We start from the raw sequence: 20701 nt of genomic DNA on the forward strand, positions 1-20701 counted from the left end.
CGCGCGCTGCAAGCTTCCCTTCACCCTTTCCTGATAGCGCAGGCCCGGCGACCCGCTGCCGCGCGCGGCCTTGTCACTGGACCTCCGCGCGCGCATGGGTCATACCGGGGCCAGCAATTTCCGGAGGTGCCGATGGGCATTCTGAACACGCTGCTGCGGGCGGTGACCTGGTGGAACGGTCAGACGCTGAACACCCAGTTCTGGACCTGGCGTCACGGCACCAAGGTCGGTGAAGACGCGGAAGGCAATGTCTTCTACCAGTCCGAAGGCGGCAAGCGCCGCTGGGTGATCTACAACGGCGAGGCCGAGGCAAGCCGCGTGAGCCCCGAATGGCACGGCTGGCTGCACCACACCTTCGACGCCCCCCCGACCGAGGCGCCGCTGAAGCACAAGGCGTGGGAAAAGCCGCATCAGGAAAACCTTACGGGCACCATGCTGGCCTATGCGCCGCCGGGCTCGATCCGCCGCCCAGAGCCGGTGGAGCGGTCCGATTACGAGGCTTGGCAGCCGGAGTGATCCATGGCTGAACGTGCAACCGAAGTGATCGTTGGCGGCGCCGTGCTGGCGGTCGCCGCCGTGTTTCTCGTGTACGCCGGGCAAGTCTCGGGCGTCATGGGAGGCAGCCGCGAACTGGCGGAATACCACGCCTCGTTCCGCTCGGTCGAAGGCGTGTCGGTCGGCACCGACGTGCGCATGGCCGGCGTGAAGGTCGGCACCGTGACGGGCATGCAGCTTGATCCCACCACCTTCCGGGCCGAGACCGTGTTCACGGTCGACGACAGCATCCGCCTGCCGCAGGACACCGCGGTCGCCATCAGTTCCGAAGGGCTGCTGGGCGGCAGCTTCCTCGAGATCGTGCCGGGCGGCATGTTCGAGGAATACGAACCCGGGGACGAAATCTACGACACCCAAAGCTCGGTCAGCCTGATCAGCCTGCTGCTGAAATTCGTAGGCGGCGGCGGTGATGGCGCCGGAGAGGCGACCGAATGATCCGCATCCTCGCGTTGGCCGCCGGTCTTGCGCTGTCGGCCGTGGCCGTGGCCGCACAGCAGGGCAACGGCGTGCTGATCGTCCCGCCCGAGCAGGACGGCAACATCATCCCCCCGGGCCAGCGCCTGCAGGACGGCACCGTGCTGGAACGGATGGACGACGGCTCGCTTCTGGAACCCGACCTGGACCTTGAGTTCATTCCGGACGACGTCGAACCCGTGGCGCCGCCGGTCCGCGCCGTCACCGCCTCTGGCGGCGTGGTGCGCGTGCTGGACCGCACCGCGAACCAGGTGGTCGACATCGAGATGGGGAACGGCGACACGCAGGGCCTCGGCAAATTGCAGGTCACGCTCGGCGGCTGCCGCTATCCCGAGGACAACCCGTCGGGTGACGCCTACGCCTATCTCGTGATCCGCGAGGCGGGCGAGGAGGTGCCGGTGTTCGAAGGCTGGATGGTGGCGTCCTCGCCGGCGCTGAACGCGCTCGACCATCCGCGCTACGACGTCTGGGTCCTGCGCTGCAATATGTCCTGAGCCCGCGGCGCCGCCGCGAACTTCCGGAAATCCGCCTGCTTCTCCAACGCCGCCTGCAATTTCTGGTGATAGGCCCGCCGGCTGATCTCGACCGCGCCCAGCGACGCCAGATGCGGCGTCAGGAATTGCGTGTCGAACAGCGCGAAGCCGCAGCGCGACAGATGTGCGACAAGGTAGGCCAGCGCGATTTTCGAGCCGCCCGTCGCGCGTGAGAACATGCTCTCACCGAAGAACGCGCCCCCCAGCGTCACGCCATAGACGCCGCCGATCAGCGCGCCGTCCCGCCACACCTCGATGGAATGTGCGTTCCCGCGCCGATACAGCGCCATGTAAAGCGAGAAGATCGTCCCGTTGATCCATGTTTCCTCGCGGTCGGCGCAGGCGCGGACCACGCCCTCGAAATCGCGGTCCAGCGTGACCTCGTAGTCCTGACGCCGGATCGCGCGCGCCAGCGACTTCGAGATGTGGAACGCCTCCAGCGGAAACACCCCGCGCCGCCGCGGATCGACCCAGAAGATCTCGTCCGATTCCGCCGTCTCGGCCATCGGAAAGATCCCGGCGGCATAGGCGCGCAGCAGGGTCTCCGGCGTGATCGAGGGGGCTTGCGGATGCATGAACAGAAAATGAGGTCTCGCGAACGGCAAGTCCAGTCCTGCCGCTCCGCCTGCTTCTTCTCTTGGGAAATACCTCGGGGGGTGCGGGGGGCGGCGCCCCCCGCGGGGTGGCGGGGGCCCGGGCGCGGGGGCCACCACACCCCCGGGGGGGCCCCGCCCCCCCCCCCCCCGCGGGGGCGCCGCGCCTCAGCGCGGCGAAACCCCTAGCCCAGGTTCTCGGCCAGCCATTTTTCCAGCCAGTGGATCGAATAGTCGCCCTTCTGCACCGCCGGTTCTTCCAGCAGCGCGTGGAACAGCGGCACCGTGGTGTCGACGCCATCCACGATCAGCTCGCCCAGCGCCCGGTGCAGCCGCGCCAGTGCGGCGGGGCGGTCCTGTGCGTGGACGATCAGCTTGCCGATCAGGCTGTCGTAGTAGGGCGGGATCGAATAGCCGTCGTACAGGCCGGAATCCATCCGAACGCCCAGCCCGCCGGGGGCGTGGTACTGCGTGATCCGTCCCGGCGAGGGCGCGAAGTTCGGCAGCTTCTCGGCGTTGATCCGGACCTCGATGGCGTGACCGTTCACCTGCAGGTCGTCCTGCGTGAAGGACAGCGGATGTCCGGCGGCGATCCGGATCTGTTCGCGCACGAGGTCCACGCCGAAGACCGCCTCGGTCACCGGGTGTTCCACCTGAAGGCGGGTGTTCATCTCGATGAAGTAGAACTCGCCGTCTTCGTACAGGAACTCGATGGTGCCCGCGCCGGAATAGCCGATCTCGGCCACGGCGTCGGCGCAGACCTTGCCGATGCGGGCGCGGGTCTCGGCGTCGATCGCGGGGCCGGGGGCCTCTTCGAAGACCTTCTGGTGACGCCGCTGCAGGGAGCAGTCGCGTTCGCCAAGGTGCACCGCGTTGCCCTTGCCGTCACCGAAGACCTGGATCTCGATGTGGCGCGGGTTACCGAGGTACTTCTCGATATAGACCTCGTCGTTGCCGAAGGCGGCCTTCGCCTCGGACCGCGCGGTGCGGAAAGCGGTCTCCATCTCGGCCTCGGAGCGCGCCAGCTTCATGCCGCGCCCGCCGCCGCCAGCGGTGGCCTTGACGATCACCGGATAGCCGAACTCGGTGCCGATGGCCTTGGCGGCCTCGACGTCCGGAACGCCGCCGTCGGATCCGGGCACGCAGGGCACGCCCAGCTTCCGCATCGTGTCCTTGGCGGTGATCTTGTCGCCCATCAGGCGGATGTGTTCCGCAGAGGGGCCGATGAAGGTGATCTCGTGGTCCTCGACGATCTGCACGAAGGCCGCGTTTTCGGACAGGAAGCCGTATCCGGGGTGGATGGCCTGCGCGCCCGAGATCTCGCAGGCGGCGATGATCGAGGGAACCGAGAGATAGGACTGCGTGGCCGACGGCGGGCCGATGCAGATCGCCTCGTCCGCCATGCGCACGTGCATGGCGTCGCTGTCGGCGGTCGAATGCACCGCGACGCTGGCAATCCCCATCTCGCGGCAGGCGCGGACGACGCGCAGGGCGATCTCGCCCCGGTTGGCGATCAGGATCTTGTCGAACATATCACTCGATGACCATCAGCGGAGCGCCGTATTCGACCGGCGAAGCGTCCTCGACGAGGATGCGCTTGACCGTGCCGGCTTTCGGCGACGGGATCTGGTTCATCGTCTTCATCGCCTCGACGATCAGCAGCGTCTGACCTTCCGAGACGGTGTCGCCAACCTTCACGAAGGCAGCGGCGCCCGGTTCGGGCGACAGGTACGCAGTGCCGACCATCGGCGAGGTCACGGCGCCGGGCAGGCTGGCCGGATCGTCGCTGGGCGCGGCCGTATCTGCGGACGCTTCGGCGGCGGCCGAAGGGGCAGGGGCGGCAACCGGTGCGGCGGCGGCCTGCTGGTGGAACATCGGCGACGGGGCCGAACGCGCCACGCGGCTCAGGCGCAGGGTCAGCTTGCCGGTGTCCTTGGTTCCGCGCTCGACCTCGAGTTCCGCAAGATCGTTGCTGCGCAGGATTTCGGCCATTGCCTGAACAAAGGCCACATCATCATCGTTCGTCGGTTTCGCCATTTGTACTCGCCTCGGAATCCTCATGACCGCGCAGGTGAGTGACATGCGCGGTGCTGGCGCCTTATAGGCTACCGAATCCGGACATAAAAGTCTGTTTCCGCCTGCCGGGGGCGGTCGGCTTGACATCGCGGACGGGGCCAAGGACAACCGGAAGCCGCAGCAACCCGCGGGTCGGGGCGGTGTCGCACCGACCGCTTCACCCATGGGTCCGCGCAACTTTCCTCAGGGGACCGCCCGTGACCATCATTTCGCTGTCCTCGATCCCCAGCCGGTTCGACAAGCTGGAGCCAACGCTGACTTGCCTTCTGCGGCAGGAGGCGGCGATCGACGCGATCCAGCTTTACATCCCGCACCGCTATCGCCGGTTTCCCGACTGGGACGGCGTGCTGCCCGAGGTGCCGAAGGGCGTCGAGATCGTGCGGGTCGAGGAAGACCTGGGCCCCGCGACGAAGGTTCTGTTTGCCGCCAAGGCGCATCGCGGTCAGGACGTCGACATCATCCTGTGCGACGACGACCGGCGCTATAAACCCCACTGGGCGCAGACCTACATCGACGCGCGCCGCGACCATCCCGACTGCTGCCTTGCCATCGCCGGGTTCGAGGCCGACCGCTACGGCCAGTCGCAGATGAAGAACCGCATCCAGCCGCGCGCGAAGAAGCGCAGCCGTGGCATGGACTGGGGCTTTCAGCTGAAGATGGCGTGGGAGTTCATCTTCCCGCCGGTCGAACGCAGGTACCTGCGCGAACCGACCCGCCGCCTGTTCCGCCAGTCCGGTTATGCCGATTGCTTCGAGGGCTTCGCGGGCGCGATGGTGCGGCCCGAGTTCTTCGACGACGAGGCTTTCGACATCCCGCCGGTGGTCTGGACCGTGGACGACGTCTGGCTGTCCGGCCACCTTGCGCGGATGAACGTGCCGATCTGGATCATCGCCGACCAGCACGACACCCAGCACACCCCCGCCGGCATCTCGGACGCCCTGTACATGGCCGAGATCGAGGGCGCCGACCGCGACGAGGCCAACAAGCGCTGCATCGCTTACCTGCGCGAGACCTACGGGATCTGGCCCTGAGCCGATGCTGATCGTCTCGCTCTCCTCTGTCCCGTCCCGCTTCGACAAGATCGGCGCGACGCTGGAGTCGCTCGCGGTGCAGGGCGCGGACGTGGTCGAGCTTCAGATCCCGCAGTCCTACCGCCGGTTCCCGGATTGGGACGGCACGCTGCCCAAGGTGCCCGAGGGCGTGACGATCCGCAGGACGGCCGAGGACTGGGGCCCCGCGACCAAGCTGTTGGGGGCGCTGGCGGCGTGGTCCGAACCGGGTACGCGCATCCTGTTCTGCGACGACGACCAGTATTACGCGCCCGACTGGGCCGCGCGCTATCTGCGCCTTACCGACGCGCGGCCCGAAGCGGCCATCGCGATGCTGGGTATGCAGGTGGACGAGGACGCGCAGGCGTCGCGGCCGCTGCAACCGCGTATGACGCGGCGCTGGCGGATCACCGATGTCGAGTTCCAACTGCGCTATCTCTGGCAGGACTGGACCAAGGGCCGGGGTCTTCCCGCGCCGGGGCGGCGGGTGGTGAAGCGGTCGGGATACGCGGACGTGTTCGAGGGGCGTGGCGGCGTTCTGGTGCGGCCAGAGTTCTTCGGCCCCGAGGTCTTCGACGTGCCCGAAGAGGCATGGGCGGTGGACGACGTCTGGCTGTCCGCCTGCGTGGCGAAGAACGATGTCCCGATCTGGGTCGAGGGCGGCTATCGCGACCCGACCGACACCGAGGCAGAGGTGCAGGACCCACTGTGCCGGTCCGATGTCGGCGGTGTGCGCCGCGACGAAGCGAACCGGCGGGCGGTCGAGTATGCGCGCGCGCGCTTCGGTATCTGGCGCTAAGTACCGCTTGCCGCCGCACCGGCGGTTTCGTGCAGCGTTCTCCCTGTGAATGACGCGCATTTAGGCGTTTGCCCGTTGTTTCGCGCCTTCACGTCGATTTAAAAAATTTACCAGTTGATAAAATTTTTGCCTGTGGCACAGTTTTCCCTACCGACAAGACAGGGAGACCGTCATGGGCAACAGCCCCTTCACGCCCGGTCTGGCTGCTGGCAGGTTGCCGGCAAAGGACCTAGCCACGAATTTCGGCGACCTACACCCACCTCTTGAACATCACGAAGCGGTCGTTGCCGCCGACCGATGCTATTTCTGTCACGACGCTCCGTGCATGGAGGCGTGCCCGACCTCGATCGACATCCCGTTGTTCATCCGCCAGATCGCGACCGGTACGCCCGAAGCGGCGGCAAAGACGATCTTCGATCAGAACATCCTTGGCGGCATGTGCGCCCGCGTCTGCCCGACCGAAACGCTGTGCGAAGAGGTCTGCGTGCGCGAGACGGCCGAGGGCAAGCCGGTCGAGATCGGTCGCTTGCAGCGCTATGCCACCGACACGCTGATGGCGGCGTCCTGGCATCCTTTCACCCGTGCGGAACCAACCGGCAAAACGGTCGCCGTCGTCGGCGCCGGTCCCGCTGGCCTTGCCTGCGCGCACCGGCTGGCGATGAAGGGGCACGATGTCGTTGTTTTCGACGCACGCGCAAAGGCGGGCGGGCTGAACGAATACGGGATCGCCAGCTACAAGTCGGTGGACAGCTTTGCCCAGAAGGAAGTCGACTGGCTGCTGCAGATCGGCGGCATCACGGTCGAGACCGGCAAGGCGTTGGGCGACGGGCTGTCGCTGGACGGGTTGAAGGCCGACTATGACGCCGTGTTCCTTGGGATCGGTCTGTCCGGCGTGAACAGTTTGCGGGCCGAGGGCGAGGATACCGGCAATGTCGCGGACGCGGTGGATTTCATCGCAGAGCTGCGGCAGGCGGGTGATCTGTCCGCGCTGAAGATCGGCCGAAACGTCGTTGTGATCGGCGGCGGCATGACTGCCGTCGATGCGGCGGTGCAGTCGAAGCTTCTGGGGGCCGAGAACGTCACCATGGTCTACCGCCGTGGTCAGGACCGCATGAGCGCCTCGGAGTACGAGCAGGAACTCGCCGCGTCCAAGGGCGTCCGCATCGTGACGCATGCGATGCCGAAAGCGGTCATCGGCAACGGCGCTGTGCGCGAGGTGGAGTTCGAATACACCAAGGATGGTCCCAACGGGCTGGAGCCGACGGGAGAGACCTTCCGCCTTCCCGCCGACCAGTTGTTCCGCGCCATTGGCCAGAGGCTGGAGGGCGCGCCGGACGGGCTGACGCTGGACGGCGGCAAGATCGCCGTGACCGGCGCGGGCCGCACCAGCCTTGGCGGGGTCTGGGCCGGGGGTGACTGCGCCTCGGGTGGCGACGACCTGACCGTGACGGCGGTCGCCGAAGGCCGCGATGCCGCAGAGGACATCCATGCGGCCCTGAGCGCATGACGATGAAACCGTACCTTCGACCCTCCCCGAACTCTACCAGCAAGGAGATGCCGCATGGCTGACCTCAGCACGGACTTCCTGGGAATCAAGTCCCCGAACCCCTTCTGGCTGGCTTCTGCGCCGCCGACCGATAAGGAATACAACGTTCGCCGCGCCTTCGAGGCGGGGTGGGGCGGCGTCGTCTGGAAGACGCTGGGCGAAGAAGGGCCGCCGGTGGTCAACGTCAACGGCCCCCGCTACGGCGCGATCTGGGGCGCGGACCGGCGGTTGCTGGGTCTGAACAACATCGAACTGATCACCGACCGCCCGCTTGAGACGAACCTTGAAGAGATGGCGCGGGTAAAGGCGGATTACCCCGATCGCGCGCTGATCGCCTCGATCATGGTGCCGTGCGAGGAAGCCTCGTGGAAAGCGATCCTGCCACGCGTGGCCGAGACCGGCGCCGACGGGATCGAACTGAACTTCGGCTGTCCGCACGGCATGAGCGAGCGGGGCATGGGCTCGGCCGTGGGGCAGGTGCCCGAGTACATCGAAATGGTCACGCGGTGGTGCAAGCAGTACTATGAAAAGCCGGTGATCGTGAAACTGACGCCGAACATCACCGACATCCGCAAGCCGGCGCGGGCGGCGAAGAACGGCGGGGCGGATGCGGTGTCATTGATCAACACGATCAACTCGATCACCGCGGTCGATCTGGACGACATGTGCCCCGAGCCGACGATTGACGGCAAAGGGTCACACGGCGGCTATTGTGGTCCGGCGGTGAAGCCCATCGCGCTGTCGATGGTGTCGGAAATTGCCCGCGATCCCGAGACGTATGGCCTGCCGATCAGTGGCATCGGCGGTGTGACCACCTGGCGCGACGCGGCGGAATTCATGGTGTTGGGGGCTGGCAACGTCCAAGTCTGCACGGCGGCGATGACCTATGGTTTCAAGGTCGTGCAAGAGATGATTTCGGGCCTGTCGCAATGGATGGACGAGAAGGGCTATAGCTCGACCTCGGATTTCATCGGCAAGGCGGTTCCGAATGTCACCGACTGGCAGCACCTGAACCTCAACTACATCACCAAGGCGCGGATCGATCAGGAGGCCTGCATCAAGTGCGGTCGCTGCTATGCGGCTTGCGAGGATACCAGCCATCAGGCCATCGCGATGAAGCCGGGCCGTGTGTTCGAGGTGAAGGACGACGAATGCGTGGCGTGCAATCTGTGCGTCAACGTCTGCCCGGTCGAGGATTGCATCACCATGGAGCAGCTTGCGCCGGGTGCGGTGGACGAGCGGACCGGCAAGACCGTCGAAGCCGACTATGCCAACTGGACGACGCATCCGAACAATCCGGCGGCAACCGCCGCGGAATAAGTCGTCATTGGGTCGGGTCGCAAAGGCGGTCCCGGCCGGGAAAGACCACGGCCGTCTGGCGCGCTGCGCTTAGGCGGCCGTTGTTTCTGTGGCCGGTTCCGGCGGTTCAGGTGTTGCGATTTCGGCTTCTGCCGGAACCGGTGCGGCGGGCGCGGCGGTGTCGAGCGCCCGCGTCGCGATCTCGGCGTCCGCCTTCGCGTCTTCGGCGGCTTCGACCTGCGCTTCGGCCTTTTCGATCTTCAGCGCGGCTTCTGCCTCGGCCCGGCTGCGTTCGCTTTCCAGCCGTTCGATGGCGCGGCGAAGGTCGCGTTCCAGTTCCAGCACGTTCGCCTGAAACGCCGGGGACGGCCCGATCAGCGTGAAGTCGTCGATCTCGGGCCGTTCGCGGTAGGCGGGGCCGCTTTCCGGCTCGCCCCCATCGCGACCGCTGGCGCGGCCCGCAAGGCGAACGGTCTGCGGGTCCGCATCCATGCGCGCCTGCGCACCGCGGCCGCCTGATGACGATTCTACCGGGGCGAGCGCGTTGACGCTCACTGCGTGGTGCGCCCGGATTGGTATGACGCCCCCTCCCAGCGCGTGTATCGGGGCAAATTCACCCATCTTGTTGCTCCTGCACTCGGATTACGATCAGGCATGACTATACGACGGGTGGCCGCCCGAAATCGTTAACAGCAAGATGAAACCGTGAGGGTGGTTAACGAGGCGTTAGCGCGCTGCGGTACAGGTGGTCGAGGAAGGCGGCGGCGTCGTCGAAGCGGGCTTCGGAGGGGCCGAGAATGCCCTGCACCTGCACGTCGAAATCCGCATAGTGCTGGGTCGTCGCCCAGATCGAGAAGATCAGATGATGCGGGTCGACCGGTGCCAGTCGTCCGGCGGCGATCCAGCCCCGGATCAGCACGGCTTTCTCGTCGACGAGTTCCTTCAGCGGCCCTTCGATGATGCCCAGCACGCGCGGCGCGCCCTGCACGATCTCGTTGGCGAACAGCCTGCTTTCACGGGGGAATTCGCGAGCCATCTGCAACTTGCTTTGCACGTAGCCAAGGATCGTCTCGACCGGATCGCCGCTGGCCTCGACCGCGCGCAGCGGACCCAGCCACAGGTCCAGCATGCCGGACAGAAGCGCCACGTGAATGGCTTCCTTGGACGGGAAATAGTAAAGCAGGTTCGGTTTCGACAGCCCGGCCGTCTTCGCGATCTGGTCGAGCGTGGAGCCTCGGAACCCCGCTTGCGAGAAGACTTCGAGCGCGGCTTCAAGGATCGCCGCGGTGTTCTTTTCCTGGATGCGCGTCCGGGGCGCTTTTCCGTCCATTTTTATCCTTTTTTCTGGGCAGGTTTGCGACGGCCAGATGCCGCACCGCAATGTTCTTGACGTCCCATTAAGCCGTGGTAGCGTCTTCCTGACCAATTGGTCAAACCTTTTGCAGCCAGTTTCGGAGATCCGCCGTGGCGCCTGACCCGACAGCCGACACCACCGTCGCCCCGCAAATCCGTGCGGGCCGCGCGGTGCGGGGCTAGGCGGATGGGTGTGTTCGCCGCCGTCGATGGTTTGCGGGACGCGGCGCGTACCAAGGGCCGGCGCCGCACAGTCCTGGGGCGCGCGGGGCTTGGTGGCCATGGCTTCGTCAACGCGCCTCAGGCGGGTCGGCCCAGCGCCGGTCGGATCGGGCGCAGCGGCTGCGGAAACATGAAGAAACGAACAATATCGGCGCGAAATTGCGCTGAACCGACAGCAGGCTTGAAGTAAGGAAACAATCATGGCGGCACCAGGAGAGAACCTTCGCATCAACGGCGAGCGGCTTTGGGACAGCCTGATGGAGATGGCCAAGATCGGTCCGGGCGTCGCGGGCGGCAACAACCGCCAGACCCTGACCGACGAGGATGCCGAGGGCCGCGCCCTGTTCCAGAAATGGTGCGAGGCGGCGGGAATGACCATGGGCGTCGATACCATGGGCAACATGTTCTTCCGCCGCGAAGGCGCTGATCCCGATGCGCTGCCCGTCTATGTTGGCAGCCACCTCGACACCCAGCCGACCGGCGGCAAGTTCGATGGAGTCCTGGGCGTGCTGGGCGCGCTGGAGGTTGTGCGCTCGCTGAACGACCTCGACATCAAGACCAAGCATCCGATTGTCGTGACCAACTGGTCCAACGAGGAAGGCACCCGGTTCGCCCCGGCGATGCTGGCCTCGGGTGTGTTCGCAGGCATTCACGAACAGGACTGGGCCTACAGCCGGGAAGACGCCAAGGGCAAGACCTTCGGCGCAGAGCTGGAGCGGATCGGCTGGAAAGGTGAAGAGAACGTCGGCGCGCGGAAGATGCACGCCTTCTTCGAGTTGCACATCGAACAGGGCCCGATCCTAGAGGCCGAGGGCAAGGATATCGGCGTCGTCACCCACGGGCAGGGACTGTCGTGGACGCAGGTGACGATCACCGGCAAAGAGGCGCACACCGGTTCGACCCCGATGCCGATGCGGCGCAATGCGGGGCTTGGCATGGCGCGCGTGCTGGAACTGGTCGACGAGATTGCGTGGTCGCACAAGCCCGACGCGGTCGGTGCTGCCGGTCATATCGACATCTATCCCAACAGCCGCAACGTCATACCCGGAAAGGCAGTCTTCACGGTGGACTTCCGGTCGCCGGACCTGTCGGTGATCGAGGACATGGAGGCCCGCATGAAAGCGGGCGCCAAGAAGATCTGCGACGAGATGGAGCTTGAGGTGGCGTTCGAGAAGACCGGCGGTTTCGACCCGGTGGAATTTGACGAAACCTGCGTTTCGGCGATCCGTAACGCGGCCGAACGGCTTGGATACTCGCACAGAAACATCATTTCCGGCGCCGGCCACGATGCGTGTTGGATCAATCGTGTCGCCCCGACGGCGATGGTCATGTGCCCCTGCGTGGACGGGCTGTCGCACAACGAGGCGGAAGAGATCAGCCGGGAATGGGCAAGCGCCGGGGCAGATGTCCTGTTCCATGCGGTCGTTGAAACGGCGGAGATAGTCGAGTGAGCGACGAGCCCGAATTCGAAGAAGTACAGATCACGGCGGCCGACGCCCGGCGGGCGAAGATGGCCAGCGCGCTGATGCTGGGCGCGGTTCTGCCGGGAATGGCAGAGGTGCTGCCCGAACTGGCGGATCGGCAGGATGCCGGGCTGGCTGTAGAACACCCCGCGTCCGCCGACGCCTTGCCCGTCCTGCGCCATGTCGCGCTGGGTGGCGTGGTGGTCGCAATGGTGAACGGCGTGCCTGAGGAATACGCCCGCATGGCGGCGCTGTTCCCGGCAACGGCGAAGGCGTGAGGCAGATCGCCCCTTCGCGAACACGCGTTCCGGGCGTGATCCGGGACCACGCTGCGGTGCGCACGATCGACCCGGTGGTGGCGGGGCTGGAACCCCGACACCCATTCGAACTGGAAAGACATGACCCGCTGGGTCCCATCAATAGTGCCGGCACAAGACCGGTGCGGGAACTGGCCGGGCAGAAGACAGGGAGCAAGACATGACCACAGTCATCAAGAACGGAACCGTCGTCACCGCCGACCTGACCTATAAGGCGGACGTGCTGGTGGATGGGGGCAAGATCATCGAGATCGGCCCCGACCTGAAAGGCGACGACGTGCTGGACGCCAGCGGCTGCTACGTGATGCCGGGCGGGATCGACCCGCACACCCACCTCGAGATGCCGTTCATGGGCACCTACAGCTCGGACGATTTCGAAAGCGGCACGCAGGCCGCGCTGGCCGGCGGCACCACGATGACGGTCGACTTCTGCCTGCCCGATCCGGGGCAGGGGCTGGTCGACGCGATCAAGCGCTGGGACAACAAGTCGGGCCTCGCCGCCTGCGACTATTCCTTCCACATGGCGATCACCTGGTGGGGCGAGCAGGTGTTCAACGAGATGGAGACCGTGGTGAAGGACCACGGCATCACCTCGTTCAAGCACTTCATGGCCTACAAGGGCGCGTTGATGGTGAACGACGACGAGATGTTCGCCTCGTTCCAGCGCTGCGCCGAGCTTGGCGCGCTGCCGCTGGTGCATGCGGAGAACGGCGATATCGTCGCCGACCTGCAGGCCAAGCTGCTGGCAGAAGGCAACAACGGCCCCGAAGCGCATGCTTATTCGCGCCCGCCCGCCGTCGAGGGCGAGGCGACCAACCGCGCCATCATGATCGCCGATATGGCGGGCGTGCCGCTGTATGTCGTCCACGTGTCGTGCGAGGAAAGCCACGAGGCGATCCGCCGGGCGAAGATGCAGGGCAAGCGCGTCTGGGGCGAGCCGCTGATCCAGCACCTGACGCTGGATGAAAGCGAATATTTCGACAAGGACTGGGACCACGCCGCGCGCCGGGTGATGTCGCCTCCGTTCCGCAACAAGCAGCATCAGGACAGCCTGTGGGCCGGTCTTGCCAGCGGCACGCTGTCCTGCGTCGCCACCGACCACTGCGCCTTCACGACCGAGCAGAAACGGTACGGCGTCGGCGATTTCACCAAGATCCCGAATGGCACCGGCGGGCTGGAGGACCGGCTGCCGATGCTGTGGACCTATGGCGTCGCCACGGGCCGGATCACGCCGAACGAGTTCGTCGCCGTGACCTCGACCAACATCGCGAAGATCCTGAACTGCTATCCGCAGAAGGGCGCGATCCTTGTGGGCGCGGATGCCGATATCGTGGTGCTGGACCCGGAGAAGTCGAAGACGATCAGCGCGTCGTCCCAGGTGTCGGCCATCGATTACAACGTGTTCGAGGGCAAAGAGGTCAAAGGCCTGCCGCGCTTCGTTCTGACCCGCGGCAAGGTTGCCGTGATGGACGGCGACCTAAAGGCCGAGCCGGGCCACGGCAAGTTCGTCAAGCGCGAGCCGGTGAACCCGGTGAACAAGGCGCTGTCGACCTGGAAGGAACTGACCGCGCCGCGCAAGGTCGAACGCACGGGCATCCCCGCCAGCGGGGTCTGATGCGGGGTGGAATGGGTCGACCTGATCGCGGACCTGACGACGATCCTCGCCTCTGGGGCGGTGATCGTCACCACGGTCTTCGTGTGGCGGCAGGTGGCCTTGCAGAAACAGGACAGCGACACCGACATCCGGCGGTTCCAGCGCGAGTCGCTGTCGGTCATCCACGAGACACTGCAGGACGAGAAGTTCCGCGAGGCGCGGGCCGAGTTCTTTTCCGGTCCGCATCGCAAGGACTATGGACAGCTCGAGGATGTCGAGAAACGGCGCGCGCGGTTCATTCTGTCGGTCTATGGGTTGATGACGCGGATGATCGAAAATGGTGCCGTGGATGAACAGCTTTATCGCGACTACTGGCGCGGTACACTGCTGCGCGACTGGGAGCGGATGGAGAACTTCATCTCGGGCGAGCGGCTTGGCACCGGAAACCACCGGCTGTTCGTGCCGACCGAGATGCTGGCGGTCCGGTGGTCCCGGTCGGGTGAGTGAGGGCGCATGCTGAAGTGGCCTGTACATACGCTGGCGGGGCTGATCGCGGCCTATGTTGCCGGAACGTGGTTCATCACGCTGGTGTCGACGATGTCGACCGGCACGGGGATCGTCGAGATCCTGCGGGTGCCGTTCCAGCTGATGGTGCCGGTCGGGGCACTGTCGATCGCGCTGGGCGCGGTTGTGGTGTTTTTCCTGAACCAGTTGGGGCTTTCGGGGCTGGGGCCGTACGTGGTGGCGATGACGCCGCTTCCGATGGTCACGCTGGTCGTGCTGCGCGGGATGATGGGCGTGTCGATGATCGAAGGCGTGTTCACCAGCCTGCCGTTCATCGCGGTGCTGCTGGCCGGCGGCGCGGTGTCGGGGGCGGTGCTGTGGGTCGTGCGCGGCTGGGGACTTGAGAAGAAAGAAGACGGGACGTGAGCGTCATCGAGGCGAAGAAACTGGAACTGACGTTCCAGACCAACGACGGGCCGGTGCATGCGCTGGCCGATGTGAACCTTGAGATCGGGAAGGGGGACTTCGTGTCCTTCATCGGGCCCTCGGGTTGCGGCAAGACCACCTTCCTGCGCTGCATCGCCGGGCTGGAAACGCCGACCGGCGGCACGCTGTCGGTGAATGGCATGACCGCCGACGAGGCGCGCCGAAGCCGGGCCTATGGCTATGTGTTTCAGGCGGCGGGGCTGTACCCGTGGCGCACGATTGCAGGAAATGTGCGGCTTCCGCTGGAAATCATGGGCTATCCCAAGGCGGAAATGTCGGATCGTGTCGCTCGGGTGCTGGAATTGGTCGAGCTTTCGGGGTTCGAGAAGAAGTACCCGTGGCAGCTGTCGGGCGGTATGCAGCAACGGGCCTCGATCGCCCGCGCGCTGGCGTTCGATGCGGACATTCTGCTGATGGACGAACCCTTCGGCGCGCTGGACGAGATCGTGCGCGATCACCTGAACGAACAGCTTCTGTCGCTGTGGGCGCGGACCGAGAAAACGATCGCGTTCGTGACGCACTCGATCCCCGAGGCGGTGTACCTGTCGACCAAGATCGTCGTCATGAGCCCGCGGCCGGGACGCATCACCGACGTGATCGACAGCCCGCTGCCGAAGGAGCGGCCGCTGGATATCCGCGACAGCAAGGAGTTCCTCGAAATCGCGCACCGGGTGCGCGAGGGGCTGCGGGCGGGGCATGCCTATGATGAGTGAGGGTGCATTGCTGTTGGCGGGTGACCCCCTCCCGGCCTCCCCCAGTGAGGGGGAGGAATGGCTTGGCGCTTGTGTCGGGCGGTTGGCGGCTGACCCCCTCCCGGCCTCCCCCTGTGAGGGGGAGGAGTGGCGTGGCGCTTGTGTTGGGCGGTTGGCGGGTGACCCCCTCCCGGCCATGCCCCTGATGCGGACGGAAGCGCGGTACGTCGGCTTGGCGCATCCCACCGCCAGCCGTGTATCCACCTCATCGCCCGCAGGGCGACAGCCCTCCCCCCAACGGGGGGAGGTGGCGCCGCAGGCGTCGGAGGGGGGCCGATGACCACCCGCCGCTGGCTTCTCATACTCGGCCTCGCCCTGTGGCTCGTCCTGCTGATCCTCTGGATCGCGCGAGGCGGCACCGGCACGGACGGCGGCTGGGACATCCTGAGCCTCGCCCTGCTTCTGCTGCCACTGCTGCTTGCCAACGAGATCTTCGGCATCTTCCAGCGCTGGATCCGCCGGCGAAGGGAGAAACGCGATGCGTAACGTCCTTCCCGTTCTGACCGTCCTGCTGGTGATCGTCGGCATCTGGTATGCCGCCGCGATCTGGATGAACAGCGCGTGGACCATCGACCGCGCCGACGGGCCGCTGACCTTTTCCGAGATCGTGTCCGACACCATGAGCCAGGACCGTCCCCGGCTGCCCGCGCCGCACCAGGTCTGGGCAGAGTTCCAGAAAACCGTTTTCGACACCAAGGTCACTTCGAAGCGCAGCCTTGTCTTCCACGGCTGGATCACCCTGTCCTCGACGCTCGCGGGCTTTGCGCTGGGCACGGTCACCGGAATCCTGATGGCGGTGGGCATCGTCTATAGCCGTCCGGTGTCGATGAGCCTGATGCCATGGGCGATCATCTCGCAGACCATTCCCATCGTCGCGCTGGCGCCGATGATCATCGTGGTGCTCGCCTCGCTCGGGGTCGACGGGCGCGCGGTGCCGAAAGCGATCATCAGCGCGTACCTGTGCTATTTCCCGGTCCTCGTCGGGATGGTGAAAGGGCTGAAATCGCCCGACGCGATGCAGCTTGACCTGATGAAGACGTGGTCCGCCACCGGTTGGCAAAGCTTCTGGCGGCTACGCTTTCCGTCTTCGGTTCCGTACCTCTTCACCTCGCTGAAGGTCGGCATCGCGGCGGCGCTGGTCGGAACCATCGTCGGAGAGCTGCCGACCGGCGCGGTCCGGGGTCTTGGCGCGCGGATCCTGATCGGGGACCAGTTCGGCAACCCGATGATGATCTGGTCGGCGCTGATCGCCGCGGCGGTGCTGGCGGGCGTGCTGGTGACCGTGGTGTCGGTCATGCAGACCGTGGCGATGAAACGGATGGGGTTCGCGCGATGAGACAGCCCCTGCGTCCGAACCCCAAGACAATTCCGAACGGGAGAGCCGCATGGAACTGGTGATCCTTGCCCTTGTCGTCTGGGCCGCCGGAACCTTCGTGGCGGTACAGATCGCCCGCTCGCCGGGGCACGACGCGATGCCCGCGCGGATCGCGGTGCCGGTGATCTTCGGCATCATGGTGCTGGCGATGTGGGAGCTTCTGGTGACCGGGCTGAATGTCAGCCAGGTGATCCTGCCCGCGCCGTCCGTGATCGCGTCGACCTTCGCCCGCTCGACCTCGACCCTATGGGGCGACTTCCTGCAGACGGCGCTGAAGGGCGGCGTGTCCGGTTACCTGATCGGGTGCAGCGCAGCCGTCGCGGCGGCGCTGGCGATCGACCGGGTGCCGTTCCTGCAACGCGGCCTGCTGCCGATCGGCAATTTCGTCGCCGCGCTGCCCATCGTCGGCATCGCACCGATCCTCGTGGGCTGGTTCGGCTTCGACTGGCAGTCCAAGGCGGCGGTGGTCGTGGTGATGGTCTTCTTCCCGATGCTGGTGAACACCGTGCAGGGGCTGGCGGACACCACGGCGATGCAGCGCGACCTGATGAAGACCTACTCGGCCGGGTATTGGCAATCGCTGCTGAAGCTACGGCTGCCGGCGGCGATGCCGTTCATCTTCAACGGGCTGAAAATCTCGACAACACTGGCGCTTATCGGGGCGATCGTGGCCGAATACTTCGGCTCGCCCACGCGCGGCATGGGGTTCCGCATCTCGACCGAGGTAGGCCGTCTTGGCCTTGATATGGTCTGGGCGGAAATCACGGTGGCGGCCATCGCAGGCTCGGTCTTCTACGGGCTGGTGGCGCTTATCGAACGGGGGGTGACCTTCTGGCACCCGTCGCAACGCAGCTGAAAAATCAGCGAATGACAACCTGGAGGTAACGATGAAAAAACTACTGATCGGCGCGCTGGCGCTCGGCATGGGGACCGGCGCCGCGCAGGCGGCGGATGAAGTGACGCTGCAGCTCAAGTGGGTCACGCAAGCCCAGTTCGCGGGCTACTACGTCGCGCTGGAAAAGGGCTTCTACGAGGAAGAAGATCTGGACGTCACGATCAAGCCCGGCGGCCCGGACATCGCGCCCGAGCAGGTGATCGCAGGCGGCGGCGCCGACGTGATCACCACCTGGATGGCCGCCGCGCTGGCCGCTCGTGAACGGGGCCTGCCGCTGGTGAACATCGCCCAGCCCTTCAAGTCGGGCGGCCTGCAGTTGACCTGCCTGAAGGAATCCGGCGTCGAGTCGCCCGAGGACTTCCCCGGCCACACGCTGGGCGTCTGGTTCTTCGGCAACGAGTACCCGTTCTACGCGTGGATGGCCAAGCTGGGCGTTCCGACCGAGGGCGGTGAAGACGGCGTCGAGGTGCTGAAGCAGGCGTTCAACGTCGACCCGCTGCTGAACAAGCAGGCCGATTGCATCTCGGTCATGACCTACAACGAGTATGGTCAGGTTCTGGACGCCGGCATTTCCCCGGACGAGCTGGTGACCTTCAACTATCTCGAAGAAGGCGTCGGCATGATGGAGGACGGCCTGTACGTCCTGGAAGAGAACCTCGACGATCCCGAATTCGCCGACAAGATGGTGCGTTTCGTGCGGGCCTCGATGAAGGGCTGGAAATACGCCGAGGAGAACCCCGAGGAAGCCGCTGAAATCGTCGTCGACTCTGACGAGACGGGCGCTCAGACGCTGGACCACCAGATCTACATGATGGGTGAAGTGGCCAAGCTGACCGCCGGTTCCGACGGTGCGCTTGATCCGGCCGACTTCGACCAGACGGTCGCCACTCTGCTGTCGGCGGTGTCGCCCGACAACCCGGCGATCACCGAAGAGCCGAGCGAAGGCGCGTGGACCCACGCGATCACCGACGAGGCCCTGCAGTAAGCAGTCCGACAGGTTACAGGAAGGGCCCCGTCACGGCGGGGCCTTTTCATTTGGGCCGGGTCAGTCCAGCGCGAGTTCGATCAGCGAGGGTCCATCGCCCTCGATCCCGTCGCGCAACGCTTTGACCAGCGTCTCCATATCCTCGGCCCGGGTGCCGGGCAGGCCGTGGCCCTTGGCCATCGCCACCCAGTCAAGGCGCGGCGTGTCCACGTCGAACATCGCCTGCGCATTGGCGCCGTAGGTATCGACGCCGACGTTCTTCAGTTCGTCCCGCAGGATCTGGTAGCCACGGTTCGCCAGCACGATCACCGTCACGTCCAGCCCCTGCCGCGCCATCGTCCAAAGGGACTGGCCGGTGTACATGGCCGAGCCGTCGCCCGTCACCACCACCACCTTGCGGTCGGGGCAGGCTGTCGCCGCGCCGACGGCGCCGGGCAGCGACCAGCCGATCGAGCCGCCGGTGCCGCCGACAAGGTCGATGGGACGCGCGCGGGACAGCATCTCGGGGAAATTCCGCCCGTTCGACACCGCCTCGTTCAGGAAGATCGCGCCTTCGGGCAGCAGCGCCGACAACGCCTGTCCCAGCTTGTCCGAGGTCGGGCGGCCCGTCGGCAGGTCCGGCAGGTCGGTCTGGTTCACCGCGGCCCTCGCGCTGCGGGCGCCGGTCGCGTTGGCCAGTGCGTCGAGCGTCCAGAGGGTATCCATCTCGGGGCTGGCGAGTTCGGCGATTTCGCAGCCGGCGGGTTCCGGCAGGCTGGGCTTGCCGGGGTAGGCGAAGAAGGTGACCGGGCGGTTGCTGCCCAGAAGCGTGATCGAGGTTGCCTCCTTCAACGTCTCTATCTTCGGCGCAACGGCATAGGGCAGTTGAACGGCGGCGGGCGATCCGGCGCCGTGCGACCGACGGGGGATCAGGGTGTCGACGATCAGCCGCGCGCCGGTGGCGGCGGCGATCCGGGCGGCGGTCTGGAACGCCTCGCCGATCAGGGCCGCGCCGCCCACCATGAGGACCGCGCCGGGCTGGCACAGACGGGTGGCGGCGGCCTCAATCCGGTCGTCGGCGGGCCGGTACAGTGCGCCGGAGGCGGTCGCCGTCACGGGGCCGGTGGCCGGGTTCCACGCGGTGTCGGCGGGCAGCACCAGCGTCGCGATCTGGCCGTTCAGGCTGCGCGCCGCGCGGATCGCGGCGGCACCGTCGGTGGCAACGGTTTCGGCGTCGGGGCTGCGGCGGACCCAGTGGCTGACCGCGCCTGCGACGCCGTCGAGGTTGCCTTTCAGCGGGCTTTCGTAGGCAAGGTGATGCGTCGCGTGCTCGCCCACCACGTTGACCACGCCGGATCCGGCCTTGCGGGCGTTATGGAGGTTGGCGAAACCGTTCGCGAAGCCGGGGCCAAGGTGCAAGAGCGTCGCCGAGACGTCGCGCTTCATGCGGAAATAGACGTCCGCCGCGCCGGTCACGCCACCCTCGAACAGGCACAGCACGCAGTTCATCTCGGGGTGGGTGTCGAGCGCGGCGACGAAGTGCATCTCGGACGTGCCGGGGTTGGCGAAGACGGTGTCGACGCCGCTGGCCAGCAGAGTCTTCACGAGGGATTCGGCGCCGTTCATCTGTGTCCTCCTTGTGCCCAGCCGCGCGAGTGTGGGGGAGCCGTAGCAGAGGTGCAAGGGGCGGTTCGGACGCCGACGGCTGGCGCGGGAATTTGCTTTCACGTCTCGCCGGTTGGCCGGTTGGTCATCAAAAAAGGTATATACAATGTATTGACGAAATGGGCCGCGCTGCCTATATCACCCACTGCACGCTGATGACGGCGTGTGACGTTGTACGGAAGGAACG

Annotated in this window: 23 protein-coding genes; 17 read left to right on the forward strand and 6 right to left on the reverse strand. The window is 66.1% G+C overall.

The window, feature by feature from the left end; genetic code table 11:
- Positions 1-132 precede the first annotated feature (132 nt).
- The 3 genes from ACP156_RS00480 to ACP156_RS00490 are packed head-to-tail and all read left to right on the forward strand — an operon-like array spanning position 133 to position 1523.
- A complete protein-coding gene (locus ACP156_RS00480) occupies positions 133-516 on the forward strand; it encodes an NADH:ubiquinone oxidoreductase subunit NDUFA12 (protein ID WP_425049319.1) in 384 nt (127 codons plus the stop codon).
- 3 nt (positions 517-519) lie between these two features.
- Entirely contained in the window at positions 520-990 is a 471-nt protein-coding gene (mlaD, locus tag ACP156_RS00485; RefSeq protein WP_425049320.1) for an outer membrane lipid asymmetry maintenance protein MlaD, read from the forward strand.
- Positions 987-1523: a DUF2155 domain-containing protein gene (locus ACP156_RS00490; RefSeq protein ID WP_425049321.1), complete on the forward strand. Its 537-nt coding sequence runs from the start codon at positions 987-989 to the stop codon at positions 1521-1523. Before mlaD ends, ACP156_RS00490 begins: the two co-directional genes overlap by 4 nt.
- Here the strand turns inward: ACP156_RS00490 and aat are convergent.
- The 3 genes from aat to accB form a co-directional block, all read right to left on the reverse strand.
- On the reverse strand, positions 1487-2137 hold the full coding sequence (gene aat, locus ACP156_RS00495) for a leucyl/phenylalanyl-tRNA--protein transferase (RefSeq protein WP_425049322.1): 651 nt from the start codon (positions 2135-2137) through the stop codon (positions 1487-1489). The genes ACP156_RS00490 and aat overlap by 37 nt on opposite strands.
- A 203-nt stretch (positions 2138-2340) precedes the next feature.
- On the reverse strand, positions 2341-3687 hold the full coding sequence (gene accC, locus ACP156_RS00500; RefSeq protein WP_425049323.1) for an acetyl-CoA carboxylase biotin carboxylase subunit: 1347 nt from the start codon (positions 3685-3687) through the stop codon (positions 2341-2343).
- Between the two features lies 1 nt (position 3688).
- Complete coding sequence (gene accB, locus ACP156_RS00505; protein ID WP_425049324.1) at positions 3689-4192, reverse strand: acetyl-CoA carboxylase biotin carboxyl carrier protein; 504 nt, start codon at positions 4190-4192, stop codon at positions 3689-3691.
- A gap of 236 nt (positions 4193-4428) precedes the next feature.
- Between accB and ACP156_RS00510 the strand changes: the two genes are divergently transcribed.
- From ACP156_RS00510 to preA, 4 genes are all read left to right on the forward strand, one after another.
- A complete protein-coding gene (locus ACP156_RS00510) occupies positions 4429-5262 on the forward strand; it encodes a glycosyltransferase family 2 protein (protein WP_425049325.1) in 834 nt (277 codons plus the stop codon).
- Between the two features lie 4 nt (positions 5263-5266).
- Positions 5267-6079: a hypothetical protein gene (locus ACP156_RS00515; protein WP_425049326.1), complete on the forward strand. Its 813-nt coding sequence runs from the start codon at positions 5267-5269 to the stop codon at positions 6077-6079.
- A gap of 172 nt (positions 6080-6251) precedes the next feature.
- Positions 6252-7586 (forward strand): NAD(P)-dependent oxidoreductase, encoded by a 1335-nt coding sequence (locus ACP156_RS00520; RefSeq protein ID WP_425049327.1) that lies wholly within the window; start codon positions 6252-6254, stop codon positions 7584-7586.
- Positions 7587-7640: 54 nt separating this feature from the next.
- Positions 7641-8945 carry an NAD-dependent dihydropyrimidine dehydrogenase subunit PreA gene (preA, locus tag ACP156_RS00525; protein ID WP_425049328.1) on the forward strand — a complete coding sequence of 435 codons (1305 nt, stop codon included), beginning with the start codon at positions 7641-7643 and terminating at the stop codon, positions 8943-8945.
- A 69-nt stretch (positions 8946-9014) separates the two neighbouring features.
- Here preA and ACP156_RS00530 read toward each other — a convergent pair whose 3' ends face one another.
- Both ACP156_RS00530 and ACP156_RS00535 read right to left on the reverse strand, forming a co-directional pair.
- Positions 9015-9416 carry a hypothetical protein gene (locus ACP156_RS00530; protein WP_425049329.1) on the reverse strand — a complete coding sequence of 134 codons (402 nt, stop codon included), beginning with the start codon at positions 9414-9416 and terminating at the stop codon, positions 9015-9017.
- A gap of 223 nt (positions 9417-9639) precedes the next feature.
- Positions 9640-10254 (reverse strand): TetR family transcriptional regulator C-terminal domain-containing protein, encoded by a 615-nt coding sequence (locus ACP156_RS00535; protein WP_425049330.1) that lies wholly within the window; start codon positions 10252-10254, stop codon positions 9640-9642.
- 445 nt (positions 10255-10699) lie between these two features.
- Here ACP156_RS00535 and ACP156_RS00540 point away from each other — a divergent pair, with 445 nt between their 5' ends.
- From ACP156_RS00540 to ACP156_RS00585, 10 genes are all read left to right on the forward strand, one after another.
- Complete coding sequence (locus ACP156_RS00540; protein ID WP_425049331.1) at positions 10700-11950, forward strand: Zn-dependent hydrolase; 1251 nt, start codon at positions 10700-10702, stop codon at positions 11948-11950.
- The gene (locus ACP156_RS00545; RefSeq protein WP_425049332.1) at positions 11947-12240 is read left to right on the forward strand and encodes a hypothetical protein; all 294 of its coding nucleotides are present in this window, start codon (positions 11947-11949) and stop codon (positions 12238-12240) included. Before ACP156_RS00540 ends, ACP156_RS00545 begins: the two co-directional genes overlap by 4 nt.
- 199 nt (positions 12241-12439) lie before the next feature.
- Positions 12440-13894, forward strand: a complete 1455-nt coding sequence (hydA, locus tag ACP156_RS00550; RefSeq protein WP_425049333.1) for a dihydropyrimidinase — start codon at positions 12440-12442, stop codon at positions 13892-13894.
- 6 nt (positions 13895-13900) lie between these two features.
- Positions 13901-14380, forward strand: coding sequence for a DUF4760 domain-containing protein (locus ACP156_RS00555; protein ID WP_425049334.1), 480 nt, complete (start codon positions 13901-13903; stop codon positions 14378-14380).
- A gap of 6 nt (positions 14381-14386) precedes the next feature.
- Positions 14387-14803, forward strand: a complete 417-nt coding sequence (locus ACP156_RS00560; RefSeq protein WP_425049335.1) for a hypothetical protein — start codon at positions 14387-14389, stop codon at positions 14801-14803.
- Entirely contained in the window at positions 14800-15576 is a 777-nt protein-coding gene (locus tag ACP156_RS00565; RefSeq protein WP_425049336.1) for an ABC transporter ATP-binding protein, read from the forward strand. The genes ACP156_RS00560 and ACP156_RS00565 overlap by 4 nt, the downstream gene beginning before the upstream one ends.
- 315 nt (positions 15577-15891) lie before the next feature.
- On the forward strand, positions 15892-16101 hold the full coding sequence (locus ACP156_RS00570; RefSeq protein ID WP_425049337.1) for a hypothetical protein: 210 nt from the start codon (positions 15892-15894) through the stop codon (positions 16099-16101).
- Entirely contained in the window at positions 16094-16951 is an 858-nt protein-coding gene (locus ACP156_RS00575; RefSeq protein ID WP_425049338.1) for an ABC transporter permease, read from the forward strand. The genes ACP156_RS00570 and ACP156_RS00575 overlap by 8 nt, the downstream gene beginning before the upstream one ends.
- Before the next feature lie 49 nt (positions 16952-17000).
- Entirely contained in the window at positions 17001-17846 is an 846-nt protein-coding gene (locus ACP156_RS00580) for an ABC transporter permease (RefSeq protein WP_425049339.1), read from the forward strand.
- A 31-nt stretch (positions 17847-17877) separates the two neighbouring features.
- Positions 17878-18870, forward strand: coding sequence for an ABC transporter substrate-binding protein (locus ACP156_RS00585; protein WP_425049340.1), 993 nt, complete (start codon positions 17878-17880; stop codon positions 18868-18870).
- Positions 18871-18930: 60 nt separating this feature from the next.
- On the opposite strand, the gene ACP156_RS00590 is transcribed toward ACP156_RS00585, so the two are convergent.
- Positions 18931-20475, reverse strand: coding sequence for an acetolactate synthase large subunit (locus ACP156_RS00590; RefSeq protein ID WP_425049341.1), 1545 nt, complete (start codon positions 20473-20475; stop codon positions 18931-18933).
- Between the last annotated feature and the right edge of the window lie 226 nt (positions 20476-20701).

It is taken from the genome of Psychromarinibacter sp. S121, from assembly GCF_049801035.1.
GTDB lineage: Bacteria > Pseudomonadota > Alphaproteobacteria > Rhodobacterales > Rhodobacteraceae > Psychromarinibacter.

What these genes read in the sequence shown, in the direction of transcription:
- ACP156_RS00570 (WP_425049337.1), top strand. Translation starts at nt 15,892, where the DNA reads ATGACCACCCGCCGCTGGCTTCTCATACTCGGCCTCGCCCTGTGGCTC.
- ACP156_RS00480 (WP_425049319.1), top strand. Translation starts at nt 133, where the DNA reads ATGGGCATTCTGAACACGCTGCTGCGGGCGGTGACCTGGTGGAACGGT.
- ACP156_RS00575 (WP_425049338.1), top strand. Translation starts at nt 16,094, where the DNA reads ATGCGTAACGTCCTTCCCGTTCTGACCGTCCTGCTGGTGATCGTCGGC.
- ACP156_RS00540 (WP_425049331.1), top strand. Translation starts at nt 10,700, where the DNA reads ATGGCGGCACCAGGAGAGAACCTTCGCATCAACGGCGAGCGGCTTTGG.
- ACP156_RS00515 (WP_425049326.1), top strand. Translation starts at nt 5,267, where the DNA reads ATGCTGATCGTCTCGCTCTCCTCTGTCCCGTCCCGCTTCGACAAGATC.
- ACP156_RS00560 (WP_425049335.1), top strand. Translation starts at nt 14,387, where the DNA reads ATGCTGAAGTGGCCTGTACATACGCTGGCGGGGCTGATCGCGGCCTAT.
- aat (WP_425049322.1), bottom strand. Translation starts at nt 2,137, where the DNA reads ATGCATCCGCAAGCCCCCTCGATCACGCCGGAGACCCTGCTGCGCGCC.
- ACP156_RS00535 (WP_425049330.1), bottom strand. Translation starts at nt 10,254, where the DNA reads ATGGACGGAAAAGCGCCCCGGACGCGCATCCAGGAAAAGAACACCGCG.
- accC (WP_425049323.1), bottom strand. Translation starts at nt 3,687, where the DNA reads ATGTTCGACAAGATCCTGATCGCCAACCGGGGCGAGATCGCCCTGCGC.
- hydA (WP_425049333.1), top strand. Translation starts at nt 12,440, where the DNA reads ATGACCACAGTCATCAAGAACGGAACCGTCGTCACCGCCGACCTGACC.
- ACP156_RS00580 (WP_425049339.1), top strand. Translation starts at nt 17,001, where the DNA reads ATGGAACTGGTGATCCTTGCCCTTGTCGTCTGGGCCGCCGGAACCTTC.
- ACP156_RS00590 (WP_425049341.1), bottom strand. Translation starts at nt 20,475, where the DNA reads ATGAACGGCGCCGAATCCCTCGTGAAGACTCTGCTGGCCAGCGGCGTC.
- mlaD (WP_425049320.1), top strand. Translation starts at nt 520, where the DNA reads ATGGCTGAACGTGCAACCGAAGTGATCGTTGGCGGCGCCGTGCTGGCG.
- ACP156_RS00585 (WP_425049340.1), top strand. Translation starts at nt 17,878, where the DNA reads ATGAAAAAACTACTGATCGGCGCGCTGGCGCTCGGCATGGGGACCGGC.
- ACP156_RS00520 (WP_425049327.1), top strand. Translation starts at nt 6,252, where the DNA reads ATGGGCAACAGCCCCTTCACGCCCGGTCTGGCTGCTGGCAGGTTGCCG.
- ACP156_RS00490 (WP_425049321.1), top strand. Translation starts at nt 987, where the DNA reads ATGATCCGCATCCTCGCGTTGGCCGCCGGTCTTGCGCTGTCGGCCGTG.
- preA (WP_425049328.1), top strand. Translation starts at nt 7,641, where the DNA reads ATGGCTGACCTCAGCACGGACTTCCTGGGAATCAAGTCCCCGAACCCC.
- accB (WP_425049324.1), bottom strand. Translation starts at nt 4,192, where the DNA reads ATGGCGAAACCGACGAACGATGATGATGTGGCCTTTGTTCAGGCAATG.
- ACP156_RS00530 (WP_425049329.1), bottom strand. Translation starts at nt 9,416, where the DNA reads ATGGATGCGGACCCGCAGACCGTTCGCCTTGCGGGCCGCGCCAGCGGT.